Source organism: Flavobacterium sp. B183, from assembly GCF_023539155.1.
Lineage (GTDB): Bacteria > Bacteroidota > Bacteroidia > Flavobacteriales > Flavobacteriaceae > Flavobacterium > Flavobacterium tructae.
Genome location: NZ_CP097434.1, coordinates 4796021 through 4809202 on the forward strand (window position 1 = coordinate 4796021; position 13182 = coordinate 4809202).

Sequence of the window (13182 nt, forward strand, 5' to 3'; positions counted from 1 at the left end):
TCCCTTATTTTGAAAAAATTACTTTTAGCCGAGGACGATTTTGATTTTGCCGCAATTTTAAAACAATACTTAGAATTGCATCAATTCGAAGTCATCTGGGCAGAAAATGGAGAAATAGCTTTAGACTATTTTTCAAATCAGACTTTTGATATTTGTATTTTGGATGTCATGATGCCAAAATTAGACGGATTTTCACTGGCCGAAAAAATAATTACAATCAACCCTGAGATTCCATTTATTTTTCTAACTGCACGAAAGTTAAAAGAAGATAAAATCATCGGATTAAAATTAGGTGCGGACGATTATATTATAAAACCTTTTGAAGTAGACGAACTCATTCTGCGTTTGCAGAATATTCTAAAAAGAATCGAACAAAAAAGGAGTCTGGATGGAAACAATATAATCGAAATTGGTTCTTATATTTTTGATAACGAAAGACTAACCCTAAATAACAAAAATCATGTCCAGCAGCTTACAGAAATGGAAGCTTCTCTTATTGAGTATTTATATCTGAATCACAACCAGTTATTAAAGAGGGACCAAATTTTAATGTCGGTCTGGAAAAAGGATGATTATTTCTCAGGCCGAAGCATGGATGTTTTCATTAGCAGACTTAGAAAATACTTTAATTCCGATCCGAAAATCAGCATTGAAAGCACCCGAAATATTGGATTGGAATTTAAAATAGAAAAACCTTGACCAAGCCAAGGTTTTTCTATTTTTTTGTTCTTATTTTCCAATAACCCAACCTAATGTAAAATTAGCTACCGGAACAAACTCTGTATTGTATTGATCAATATTTATTCCGGGTCCTACATTAAACTCCAGATTGAATTTTCGTTTGTAGGTTCGTTGCAATCCCCAAAGCAGCGCAATGGTTGTTGACGATGCACATTCTCTATATCTTTCGTTAGTAGAAATCGATTGAAAATTATACTGAGCATTTAAAGCGAAAAAATTAGCCGAGTTATGAGCTGTACTCTTTCCTTTTTTAGCTCTCTTTTCTAAATTGTAATAATGGCGAAATTGCTCACTGATTAACGGGAAAAAATAGACGTTTGACTCGTTATAGAAACTGTTATAACTATAACCAACTCCTAAGCTGATTTCTGAATAAAGCGTGTTTTTAGCCGTAAAACCGTGCTCATAAACGAATCCCGGAAATAGCATGTTTATTTTGAATTGATTTTTTTCTACTGACGGTACTTCATCTTGTGCCTGAATCACATTGACAATAAAAACGGATAACAATAAGAGCAAATAATTTTTCTTCATTTTTGGCTTTTAAATTAATTTTGCCAAAAGTAGCATAAAAACCATAGAATCAAACCAATAAAAAGAAAATATTTTCCTACAATTAAATCAAATTCTAACTCATTAACAACTAAGCCAGTACTATAAACAACAAGGTCTATGGCAGTAATACGTTAGATATTTTTTCGTATAGCGGCGTTTTTACGTCATATTTAACCCCTTCATTCAACACAAACTTAGTAAGTGAAAGGGCTTCGGTGTTCTTACCTGCCAGCAGATCTCTGTGCATCGATGATGTAGCTTCACGCGGTGATTTTTCTAACTTACCTATAGTCTGGTTTACAATATCGTCCGGCAGCTGCAATCCTTTCGCTTTAGCAACTGCATCAATTTCCTGTACAAGTTCTACATAAACTGCCATCGCCTCCGGGCTGTCAATAATTTCGCCAATATGCAAATTAAGATAGGAAGTCGCCGAGGCCAATGCCGAAATAAAAATAAACTTCTCCCATACTGTTTCTTCAATGTTTTCTACCCAATAACTTTCAATTCTGGCCTGCTGAAAAATTCCTTGTAATTCTTCTAATTTTGAAGAAGAAACTGTCTTAGAACCAAAAAACAGCTTTTCATAAAAACCCATTTTTCGGATGGTTCCGGGTAAAATAATCATCGAAATGATATAAACACAGCCTTGCAGAATATCGTTCTGAGGAAATATTTTCTGAATGCGTTCCGGAGCATCGACTCCATTATACAATGGAAGAATAACCGTTCTAGCCACAATACAACTTTGAAGCGAAAGCAAACTTTCCTCAATGTCATAGGTTTTGGTAGCACAAATTAAATAATCCAGTTCACCTATTTCCTCCGGATTATTTGAAACCAGTTTTGGATGCACAATCATTTCTGATTCATCGGTTACAATTTTCAATCTGCTATCAGCAATAGCTTTTTGTGTGGCGCCACGAGCAATAAAAATTACTTCGACTTCATCAGATTTATAATAAGCTTTCGCCAAAAGTCCGCCGAAATAACCACCTACTCCACCAAGTCCTAAAATTCCAATTCTTTTCATAAAAATTCAATTTAACAAATTCTAAGTTTCAAACTTCAAATCCCAAATTCCAAGTTTCAGGTTTCAGGTTGCACATCTCACATCTCACATCTCACTCCTCACAATACTATTCCTCTATAATAGGGTTCAAATTCAACTCTGTAAAATCACGTTCTGTTTTCGAAATGATAATCGTTGCCACTGTATTCCCTATCAAATTGGTAATCGCTCTCGCTTCGCTCATAAACTTATCGACTCCCAGTAAAAAAGCCAAACCTTCAACCGGAATTTTATGTAGAGCCGTTAAAGTCGAAGCCAGCACAATAAATCCGCTTCCGGTTACTCCGGCAGCGCCTTTTGAGGTAATCATCAAAATTCCGATAACACTTAAAATCTCAAAGAAACTCAAATGCACATCATACAATTGCGCTAGAAATATCACCGACATCGACAAATAAATTGAAGTCCCATCCAAATTAAAAGAATAACCCGTAGGAATCACCAATCCCACAACCGATTTACTGCATCCCATTTGTTCCAGTTTTACCATAATACTCGGTAAAGCTGCCTCAGAAGAGGAAGTCCCGAGTACCAGTAAAAGCTCTTCCTTAATATATTTCAAAACAGAGAGAATCCTGATTTTATAATATCTCAGAATGCTTCCCAAAATCAGAAAAACAAAAAGGGCCATGGTCAAATACACACACAACATCAATTTCCCAAGCGGAATAAGTGTTTGCAAACCAAATTTCCCGATTGTGTAAGCCATACCACCAAAAGCACCAACAGGAGCGAGATACATCACATATTTTAATCCCAGGAAAACCACATTAGAAAAACGTTCTAAAACCAAAATCGTCTGTTCTCTTTTTTTATAAAAATTCAATGCAATACCACAAACAATAGCCGCCAGTAAAACTTGGAGTGTAAAATTGGACAAGAAAAACTGCAGCCATGAGAAATGCTCCGCAGCATGCGTTGTATATTGACTGGCATCTCCTAAAGTCAAACTGGATTTGTCGATTTTACCGGGTTTAAAAAAATAGGCTACCGCCACGCCAATAGCCAAAGCTACAGTCGAAACCACTTCAAAATAACCAAGCGCTTTAATTCCAATTCGGCCCACTTTTTTCAGATTTCCCATTCCGGAAATTCCCAGAACGATTGTCAAAAATATAATCGGACCTATAAAGAGTTTGATCAATGCAATAAATTTAGCCCCCAGTATTTCCATTTTCACACCATTTGCGGGCGAAAAATGACCGAGCAAAATTCCGGCAATAATGGCAATAAGAACCCAAAAAGTAAGATTCGTAACTATAAGCCTAAAAGTACTTTTTTTGGGTTGATTCGAATGTTTTGGAGTAGTTATATTCATGAAGGTAGATTAGAGAGTTTCACAAATATATAAAAAATGCAGACCTATAAGCCGGATTCTGTCCCCGATAAATCAGGGCCTTATCATTTATCTAGATTCCGCATTACTGCGGAACTCAAGCTACCTACCCTTCAACAACGGACGAGAAGCCCTTAAATGCTGATATACTTGGTATTTCACCGCATAGAGTTTACCTGGTTTCACTACAGCATTACCTGTACATACTTTCTGTTGCACTTGTCCTTGCGCTATTGCTAACGCCGACGGGTGTTACCCGCTATGCTTCTCTGTGGTGTCCGGACTTTCCTCCCTTCCGATGAATCGGAACGACGATAAGGCGGTCTGCGGGGCAAAAGTAACACTTTATCTACTAAGAATAATGATTTTAAATTTTAGATTTTCGCTCCATTTTCATAACAATTTAATTTTAAATTAGTTATCTTTAAAATCCATAATTTTAAAATTCAATTATCATGACTAGAATGTATCACTACGCAACTGTTTCAAAAGCTTTAGATCAATTGAATGAAAAAGGATTTACGTTTGATTTTAACTTAAACTCAGACCTGATAAAAAAGAATCCTGAAAAATTTGAAATTGTTCATGTGTATCGATACGAAGGGAATTCAGACCCCGGCGATGAGGCAGTTGTATACGGAATTAAATCAATCTCAGGTAAAAAAGGGGTTTACGTCGCAGGTTTCTCTGCCGATTCCGATCAGGAAACGGTAAAGTTTTTATCTGATTTAAGTATTAAGGGAAGGTAATTTTCGAGAGCTATTCCTGCCAAAGGATTTCCGTGAGCAGCTGGTCAAAGACGTTCTGGTTTCTTTACACGGTTTCTTACGGAAATCTCTTTTTGGGCTACTATTTTTAAAAGATTCTATCATTCATGCTGCGACACATCATTGTACTGCCAAAGCACATTTATGATTTTCCATTCTCCATTGGTTTTTACAACGTGCATATAATCGATCCAGGCATCAGCAATCAATTTAACAGACGCTGTACGTGCCGAGATATCCAGTAATTTCACTTCCTTTCTTGGATTTTTTGGAAACTTATCTCCTTTCGCATTATACGTTTCCGCAAGGATAACCATATTCTCTGCAAAGTATTCTGAAATATAATCTTTCTGAGCGGCTTTACTTCTAAAGACAGATCGTTTTACCAATCTGGGATGCAAAGCACTTTCCATCAATTTCGGATTTGGATTGTGTTGCGCCTCGATGTAAGCTAAAGCAACACGTTTAATATCAAGTGTATCCTGAGCGGTTTGTGCCTGAAGAGCAGACGAAAAAAATGCAAATGCAATTACCAATAAATAGTTTTTCATAAAAAATTAAGGAGTTAAAATGAGATTGCGGCTAAATTTACCAACGAGACGCACGTTTCGAATATCTTTAAGCAAAAGCAACTTAAAAAAAGTAGGACAATCATTTTGGGGAATAGTCCGTCTTTGTCAAAATCCGGTCTTCAATATTCCCCACTACATCACCATATTTTGCTGTAAATTCTTTTTTAATCGCGATCCATTCCTGATCACTTTTAAAACCTTCCCAGGCTTTTTTCATAGTAGTTTCGTCCGGCCATTCCAGAAAATAAACAAACTCTGTTTTTTTGTCCGATTTGGATTCCCAGATAGAGGTGATCTTAAAATTATACTTCTTCATGATACGCATGGCGTGATCGCGAAAACGTTCATGGAACTGATTTTTATTGGACTCAAAAATTTCATAAACACGAAGCTGATAAATAGGGTCCGTAGTTTTATTTTGTCCTTTTGCAGTAAAGGTTATCAATGCTATTACAATCAAAAAATGTAGTTTCATATTTTAAATTCCAATTAATTTCCAAAGTCAGATTCAAATCAAAACAGATTATTACGGTATTTTATCGTTCCTAAAATTAGTCCTTTTTCTTTACAAATAAACAATCCAATCTGAAGATCAAAAACACCTCCTCTAATTGACGCGAAAAAACACCGCCAACAAAACCTACAGTAACTCAAACACTTAAAAATCTTTGAATTTTTAAATTTTTAAATCACTAAATTATACCCTATATTTGCTAACGAATAAAATAGAATATGGAACAATTTGTAGTATCGGCGCGTAAATATCGTCCACAAACATTTAAAGATGTAGTGGGACAGAAAGCCATTACCAACACTTTGTTGAATGCTATTGACAGTAATCACCTTGCTTCTGCTCTTTTATTCACCGGACCGCGTGGTGTTGGAAAAACAACCTGTGCACGTATCCTGGCACGAAAAATAAATCAGCCCGGATATGATGATCCAAATGAAGATTTTGCTTTTAACGTTTTTGAGTTAGATGCTGCTTCGAACAACTCTGTGGATGATATTCGTAATCTGATTGATCAGGTTCGAATCCCACCGCAAACCGGACAATATAAAGTGTATATTATTGACGAGGTCCACATGTTGTCTTCGGCCGCTTTTAATGCTTTTCTTAAAACATTGGAAGAACCGCCAAAACATGCTATTTTCATTCTTGCCACGACAGAGAAACACAAAATTATTCCAACGATTTTATCTCGTTGTCAGATTTTTGATTTCAAAAGAATTACAGTAAAAGATGCTAAAGAACATTTAGCTGACGTTGCTGCAAGTCAGGGAATCAATTTTGAAGACGATGCCTTGCACATTATTGCTCAAAAGGCCGATGGCGCAATGCGTGATGCTTTATCAATTTTTGACCGTGTGGTTTCGTATTGCGGAACTAATTTAACACGTCAGGCGGTAACCGAAAACCTAAACGTTTTAGACTATGAAACGTACATTAGCATTACCGATTTACTTTTAGAAAATAAAATTCCGGATCTTTTACTGGCGTACAACGATATCCTTGCAAAAGGTTTCGATGGACATCATTTTATTGCCGGACTGGCATCGCATTTCAGAGATTTACTGGTAAGTAAAACTCCTGCAACAATCGCTTTACTTGAAGTAGGCGAACAGGCGCAGCAAATGTATGGTGTTCAGGCGCAAAAATGTTCACAGGATTTTCTACTAAAAGGCATTGACATTGCTAACGACTGCGATTTAAAATACAAACTAAGTCAAAACCAACGTCTTTTGGTTGAACTGTGTTTGATGCAATTGGCCTCTATCAATTTTGATGGAGAAAAAAAAAAGTTGAGCAATTCATAATCCCCCCTACTTATTATAAAAATGGAGGATATTCTATAGTAGAAGTTAAAACTCCAAAAACAGAAACTGTTCAAACACCTGAAACTGTAACTTCACAAAATGAAGGAACAACTTCAGCACCAAAAACAGAAGCTCCTGCAGCTCCTCAACCTGAAACAAGTACAGAACCCAAGGTTTCTGCCTTTTCTTTATCCAGTATTCGCAAGAAAAAAGAACTGGAAGCCAACACTAAAACTGTTGTAAAAACAACTACTGTACTGCCTACGGAAGAATTTACAGAGACGGAAATGTTGCTACAATGGAACAAATATGCTCAGCGTTTGGGGGATAAAGGTCATAAAATCATGCAGTCTTTATTGTTGATCAATGACCCTAAATTAAACGGAACAGTAATCACTTTTGAATTACCCAACGAAGGCTCTAAACTGGATTTTGAAGGTCAGATGTATGGGCTTTTAGGGCATTTAAAAGGTCATTTGCACAATCATGATATTACCATTGAGGCTCATGTTAATGAAACTATCCAAATTAAACGCAGTCTTAACGATCAGGACCGATACAATCGCTTCCTGGAAATCAATCCAAACATCGAACTTTTACGTTCCACATTTGGATTAGATCTACCGTCTTAACTTCCTACTTAGTAAGCAATCCCCAGTTGTATACTTTTTGAAGCCATTTTTTTCTTTGCACTTCATCGGCAGTTTTTATAATTCCGATATAACTTACTTTTACCGGCTTGATACCACAGAATTCGAGCGTAGCTTTTTTAAGCTGATTGACACTTGGTCTTCCATAGAATAACCTGTAATACCAGCCGGGTTGGTCCAAAGTGGTTATAATATGCGCGGTTTTTTCTTTTAATAATTTGTCCCACCAAACTGAATTTTCCCGATATTGAAACGCCATACCCGGTAAAAACAAACGATCAATAAATCCTTTCGTAATTGCCGGCAAACCGCCCCACCAAACCGGATGAATCCAAACTAAATGGTCTGCCTTCTTAATCTTCTCCCAGGATGCCAGAAGATCAGGTTCCAGCTCGGTACGTTTTTGATAGCCAAATTGCAAATTCGGATTGAAATCCAACTCTGCAATTGTAATTGTATCCACTGTGGCTTTCGAAGCGATTGCCCCTTTAAGATAAGATTCTGCAATCGCAAAATTAAAACTGGATGAGTTTGGATGGCCGTTGATGATAAGAATATTTTTCTCCATTTGTCTATTTGTTTGAAACAAAAATAATGTAGAAACCTCTCTTGGGAACCGGACAAATGTCCTATAAAATTGCTTTGCGAATTCGACTTAGATGTCTTGGAGTAACCCCCAGATAAGAGGCCAGATATTGAAGCGGAATCAGTTGAATGTAATTTTTATGATTTTGATAAAGTTCTTCATAACGCTGAGTCCCTGATAATTTTTGAAAAGAAATCATTCTTTTTTGCAACGCCACATACTCCATTTCTGCAATTTTACGACCTACTTCCTGCCAATAAATACTGGATTGATATAGTTTCTCTATCCCATCTTTACTGATAACTTCAATTTCAGTATCGGTGAGTGCCTGAATATTTTCTTCGGCGACTTTTTGTGTAATAAAACTCGAAAAGGATCCCATAAATTCGTTTTCAAAAGCAAAACAATTGGTAATCTCATTGCCTTGATGACTGAAAAAGAAGGATCTTAAAATTCCTTTTTTGATTAATACAATTTCACAGCAAACCTGATCTTCTCTCAATAAAAAATCACCTTTTTTAAGTTTTCGGACTGTAATTAAATCATCCAACTGATCTAATATTTCCTGCGGTAAATTCTTAATGGATTGAAAAACTGATTTCATTATAAACTCAAAATAAATTAATTTTTAGAGGCAAAAACTTTCTCTATCCTTTTGTCCGGAATAAGCCATAGTAAAGCGACAATAAAATAAGCTGCACCTGAAATCCATTCGTTATAAAACGAAAATACGATTCCAAAAATATACAAAACCGAAGAAGTATGTCCTTTTAAATCACGTCCTATCGCCTTTGCCAATGTCGAATTTGCTCCTTCATTAAGAATTATAATGCGTTGCAAAATAAAGTAAGCAATGGAGCACAAAAGCAATACAGTTCCATACAAAGCCATAGAAGCTTTGGCAAAGTTATGTTCGCCCATCCATCCGGTTGCAACAGGAATTAGGGAAAGCCAAAAAAGCAAATGCAAGTTGGCCCAAAGAATTTTCCCATTAACCTTACCCAAGCTATGAATTAAATAATGGTGATTGTTCCAGTAAATACCCACATAAATAAAACTCAGAACATAACTTAGAAATTTAGGAATCAGCGGTTTTAAATCGGCAAATTCAGAACCTGCCGGTACTTTAATTTCTAAAATCATAATGGTTATAATGATAGCCAAAACACCATCACTAAAAGCCTCAAGTCTGGTTTTATTCATTTATTGTGTTTGTTGGTTAATATTTTTTTGCCACAGATTCTTTAGTAGATTTTCTTTATTACGTTTTACTTAATATGTAATACTCTGAAAAAAATTTGCCTGAATTTTACTGATTTAAAATACTTTTCTATTCCTAATTAAAAAACAATTCGTTCTAATCCGTAAAATCAGTGGCAAAAAAATTAAATCTTACCGTAATACATCGCTTTTACAATTCCATCAGAAAGTCCGATTTTAGGAACGTAAATCTGACGCGCACCACTCCATTTCATAGCATTCAGATAAATTCTGGTAGCGTGAATAATTACGTCGGCACGATCTGAGTTTAATCCCAATTCGGCGATTCTTTGCTCATAACTTAAGGAATTCAGAAAAGCATATTGTGAATTGATATAAATGTACGAAAGTGGTTTTTCCTGTTGTTTCCCGGACATTTTAAACAATTTATTGATGTTTCCTCCTGAACCAATCAGTGTTACTTCTTCATAATCAGCGGTATTGGTTTTGATCCATTTTTCGATTTCATCCCAAACCACATCATGTACCATATTATTTAACAAACGAACGGTTCCGGCTTTGAAAGATCTGGAATTGATCATTTTCCCGTCAGAAAACAAAGTAAACTCGGTACTTCCGCCACCTACATCCACAAAAAGATAAGTTTCGTCTGTTTTTAGGAGATGGTGTAAATCGGTCGAAGCAATAATTGCGGCTTCTTTTTTACCATCAATAACTTCTATTTTTATATCGGCTTTTTTCTTGATTAGTGCTACAACTTCCTTTGCATTATAGGCCTCGCGCATTGCCGAAGTTGCAAACGCCATATAACGTTCTACTTTATGTACTTTCATCAAAAGGTTGAATGCTTTCATGGCATCCACCATTCGGTCTATATTTTCTGCTGAAATTTCTCCTACGGTAAAGGCATCTTGTCCCAAACGAATTGGTACACGAACAAGCGAACTTTTGTTAAATTGGGGTTCTTTTCCATCTTGTTCTACAACATTCGATATCAGAAGCCTCATGGCATTCGATCCAATATCTATCGCTGCAAATTTCCTTATATTAATCATGCTCACTTATGATTTTATTTTTTTATTGTTTTTTAATTAATCGCTTACGCTACACCACTTCTTCCTGAACTGTTATTTTATTCTGATAGTACTTATACGTTTCGAACTGTGCTCTAAATGGGGCATGGTGGTTTCTAGGCTTGTATTTATTATCCAGTTTATAGGAATGATATCTCACTTTGACATTCCCTTTCCACGCAATATTAAAATTATCTATTAGTTCTTTCTTTATTTGAAGATCATAAATTGGGCAGGTAACTTCGACTCTTCCGTCAAGATTTCTAGTCATAAAATCGGCTGATGAAATGTATACTTCGGTCAATCCGGCATTTCCAAAAATATAAACCCTTGAATGTTCGAGATAGTTATCAACGATGCTTATTGCTTCAATATTTTCACTCATTCCCGGAATTCCCGGAATTAGCGAACAAATCCCTCTTACCTGAAGTTGAATTTTAACTCCCGCATTACTGGCCTCATACAATTTATCGATCATTTTAAAATCAGACAAACTGTTCATTTTTAACTTAATATGTGTTTTTCTGCCGGCCAGCGCATGCAGAATTTCACGATCGATTAATTTGATGAATTTTGTTCGGGTATAATGTGGCGATACTATTAAATGTTTGTATCGGTGCACCCGGTAATTGATATCAAAGAACTCGAATATTTTAGAAATGTCTTTCAGAATTTGCTGATGGCAGGTAAACAAGGTCACATCGGTGTAAATTTTAGCCGTCGATTCGTTAAAGTTTCCGGTTGAAATAAATCCGTAACGACGTGTTTTTCCTTCTTCTACTCTTTCGATCACACAAATTTTACTGTGTACTTTTAGACCTTTTATTCCAAAAATCAAATCAATTCCTTCTGTTTGCATTTGCTCGGCATAGGAAATATTTGATGCCTCATCAAATCGCGCCTGAAGTTCGATCTGAACCGTTACTTTTTTACCATTTTTCGCAGCATTAATCAAAGAACTGATAATCTGTGAGTTTTTTGCCAAACGGTATAAAGTGATTTTTATACTGGTAACTTTTGGATCCAGTGCAGCTTCACGCAAAAACTTTGTCAGATAAGAAAATGACTGGTACGGGGCATGCAGAAGATAATCTTTTTTACTGATCTTTTCTAAAATACTTCCTTCCAGACTCAAGCCCGGAATTGGTAAAGGTTCGTTTGGTTTGTACAGTAAATCGTATCGGCCTAAATTAGGAAAGCTCATATAATCACGTCTGTTGTGATAACGTCCTCCCGGAATTATACTATCGGTTTCAACGATTTTCATTTTATCCAAAAAGAAACGCAACGTATCTTCTTCAATCAAATTATCATAAATAAAACGAACGGGCTCCCCTATTCTTCTGTCTTTTACAGATGATGCAATTTTTTCGAGCATACTTTTACTCAAATCGCTGTCGATATCCAACTGGGCATCACGCGTAATTTTGATCATATGTGCCGAAACACTTTTGTAATCAAAAATATTGAATATATTTTTCAGATTGTAACGGATCACATCATCAATCAGTATCACATATTGTTTATCGTCTTCTGACGGCAGCACTACAAACCTGTTTATCGTTTTAGGAATTTCGATAACAGCATAGCGAACTTCGTCATTGGTATTCATTTCCAGACGAACTGCCAAATATCCCAAGGTATCTTTAAGAACAGGGAATTCTGCCAGATCATTTAAGATGATGGTTACCAATTCAGGGCTTAACTTCTGAACAAAAAAGTCTTTCAGATAGCTCTCCTGATCTCTTGTAATTTGATCTTCATTGATAATAAAGATATTTTCGGCTTCCAATTCTGCTTCGATATTTCCCAAAATACGCAAACTTTCAGATTGCTGCTGAATAACAATTTCGGTAATATCTTTAATTAACTGGTGTGCTGAAACTCCTCCTAAATATTTTTCACCGGAAATCCCTGAAAGGCTTAATCTTCGAATTGCAGCATAACGAACTCTAAAAAATTCATCTAAATTGTTTGAAAAAATTCCAACAAAACGCAACCTGTCTAAAAGTGGAACTGAACTATCTCCGGCTTCCTGAAGTACTCTTGCATTAAACGCTAACCAACTTTTTTCTCTATCGATATATTTCTGTTCGTACACTTTATCTATTTTAAATCTTTGGGGAAAATTGTTTTATGAGTTTTACCTTTATGAATGCTGTCCCAGCTTTCGGCATCAAACTGTAGTGATACAAAGCCTGACGTAGGTACATTTTCGATAAAAACATCCCCAAATTTATTAACAAAATTTGTAATAGCCTCGTTATGTCCGAAAAGAATAACGCTTTCAAAACTATTATCACATGATTTGATAACTTTTTCGAGTTGTCTGTCATCAAAAGTATAAAGATCGTCTTTAAAAATGATACTTTCCAGAGGATATGAAATATTTTGTGCAAAAATAAGCGCTGTTTCCAGGGCCCTTGCAGCAGTACTACTCCACATTATATAGGTTTTAGGAAGAAACTCTAAAATTGTAGACGATACATCGTGTGCGTCTAAAATGCCTTTTTTCATTAAAGGTCTGTCGAAATCTTTTAACGGAGCTTCCCAACTTGATTTTGCATGGCGTATTAAAATTAAGTTTTTCATAAGCAAAAGGTTTACAAACTTCTTAAGTGAAGATGATTTTTTTATTGAACTTCTAATTTACAAAAGAAATTCTAAACCTTTTCATTTTTTTATTTCTGTTAACATTTAAACAAAATTTTAACAGCGAACACCTAAGTCTAAAATCTCCAAAATCAAAAAAAGAAGATTCTCTCTTTTTAGAAAAAAGTGTTCTTCATCT

At 35.7% G+C, this 13182-nt stretch carries 15 protein-coding genes and 1 other RNA gene; 4 read left to right on the top strand and 12 right to left on the bottom strand.

What is annotated here, in order from left to right:
* Positions 1–9 precede the first annotated feature (9 nt).
* Positions 10–699 (top strand): response regulator transcription factor, encoded by a 690-nt coding sequence (locus tag M4I44_RS19530; RefSeq protein WP_089076999.1) that lies wholly within the window; start codon positions 10–12, stop codon positions 697–699.
* Between the two features lie 30 nt (positions 700–729).
* Here the strand turns inward: M4I44_RS19530 and M4I44_RS19535 are convergent, their stop codons facing one another.
* The 4 genes from M4I44_RS19535 to rnpB all read right to left on the bottom strand — a co-directional run bounded on the left by M4I44_RS19535 (position 730) and on the right by rnpB (position 4035).
* Positions 730–1275, bottom strand: a complete 546-nt coding sequence (locus M4I44_RS19535) for a DUF3575 domain-containing protein (protein ID WP_249965829.1) — start codon at positions 1273–1275, stop codon at positions 730–732.
* Positions 1276–1411: 136 nt separating this feature from the next.
* Positions 1412–2329: a ketopantoate reductase family protein gene (locus M4I44_RS19540; RefSeq protein WP_249965830.1), complete on the bottom strand. Its 918-nt coding sequence runs from the start codon at positions 2327–2329 to the stop codon at positions 1412–1414.
* Positions 2330–2435: 106 nt separating this feature from the next.
* A complete protein-coding gene (locus M4I44_RS19545; RefSeq protein ID WP_249965831.1) occupies positions 2436–3686 on the bottom strand; it encodes a cation:dicarboxylate symporter family transporter in 1251 nt (416 codons plus the stop codon).
* Between the two features lie 31 nt (positions 3687–3717).
* An RNA gene (rnpB, locus tag M4I44_RS19550) (RNase P RNA component class A) lies at positions 3718–4035 on the bottom strand.
* Between the two features lie 124 nt (positions 4036–4159).
* On the opposite strand from rnpB, the gene M4I44_RS19555 reads away from it, so the two are divergent.
* A complete protein-coding gene (locus M4I44_RS19555) occupies positions 4160–4453 on the top strand; it encodes a hypothetical protein (protein ID WP_026110008.1) in 294 nt (97 codons plus the stop codon).
* 119 nt (positions 4454–4572) lie between these two features.
* On the opposite strand, the gene M4I44_RS19560 is transcribed toward M4I44_RS19555, so the two are convergent.
* Positions 4573–5022: a nuclear transport factor 2 family protein gene (locus tag M4I44_RS19560; protein ID WP_249965832.1), complete on the bottom strand. Its 450-nt coding sequence runs from the start codon at positions 5020–5022 to the stop codon at positions 4573–4575.
* Between the two features lie 100 nt (positions 5023–5122).
* Positions 5123–5518, bottom strand: coding sequence for an NIPSNAP family protein (locus tag M4I44_RS19565; RefSeq protein WP_249965833.1), 396 nt, complete (start codon positions 5516–5518; stop codon positions 5123–5125).
* A gap of 257 nt (positions 5519–5775) precedes the next feature.
* On the opposite strand from M4I44_RS19565, the gene dnaX reads away from it, so the two are divergent.
* Both dnaX and M4I44_RS19575 read left to right on the top strand, forming a co-directional pair.
* Positions 5776–6861, top strand: a complete 1086-nt coding sequence (gene dnaX / locus M4I44_RS19570) for a DNA polymerase III subunit gamma/tau (protein ID WP_070908854.1) — start codon at positions 5776–5778, stop codon at positions 6859–6861.
* A 287-nt stretch (positions 6862–7148) separates the two neighbouring features.
* Positions 7149–7493: a DNA polymerase III gene (locus M4I44_RS19575; RefSeq protein WP_081603534.1), complete on the top strand. Its 345-nt coding sequence runs from the start codon at positions 7149–7151 to the stop codon at positions 7491–7493.
* Positions 7494–7497: 4 nt separating this feature from the next.
* Here the strand turns inward: M4I44_RS19575 and M4I44_RS19580 are convergent, their stop codons facing one another.
* The 6 genes from M4I44_RS19580 to M4I44_RS19605 all read right to left on the bottom strand — a co-directional run bounded on the left by M4I44_RS19580 (position 7498) and on the right by M4I44_RS19605 (position 12983).
* The gene (locus M4I44_RS19580) at positions 7498–8079 is read right to left on the bottom strand and encodes an NAD(P)H-dependent oxidoreductase (RefSeq protein ID WP_249965834.1); all 582 of its coding nucleotides are present in this window, start codon (positions 8077–8079) and stop codon (positions 7498–7500) included.
* A 61-nt stretch (positions 8080–8140) separates the two neighbouring features.
* Entirely contained in the window at positions 8141–8701 is a 561-nt protein-coding gene (locus M4I44_RS19585) for a Crp/Fnr family transcriptional regulator (RefSeq protein WP_249965835.1), read from the bottom strand.
* A 17-nt stretch (positions 8702–8718) separates the two neighbouring features.
* Entirely contained in the window at positions 8719–9300 is a 582-nt protein-coding gene (locus M4I44_RS19590; RefSeq protein WP_249965836.1) for a TMEM175 family protein, read from the bottom strand.
* A 182-nt stretch (positions 9301–9482) separates the two neighbouring features.
* Complete coding sequence (locus tag M4I44_RS19595) at positions 9483–10373, bottom strand: Ppx/GppA phosphatase family protein (RefSeq protein ID WP_026110010.1); 891 nt, start codon at positions 10371–10373, stop codon at positions 9483–9485.
* 49 nt (positions 10374–10422) lie between these two features.
* A complete protein-coding gene (gene ppk1, locus M4I44_RS19600) occupies positions 10423–12492 on the bottom strand; it encodes a polyphosphate kinase 1 (protein WP_017496679.1) in 2070 nt (689 codons plus the stop codon).
* 5 nt (positions 12493–12497) lie between these two features.
* A complete protein-coding gene (locus M4I44_RS19605; protein ID WP_017496680.1) occupies positions 12498–12983 on the bottom strand; it encodes a histidine phosphatase family protein in 486 nt (161 codons plus the stop codon).
* Between the last annotated feature and the right edge of the window lie 199 nt (positions 12984–13182).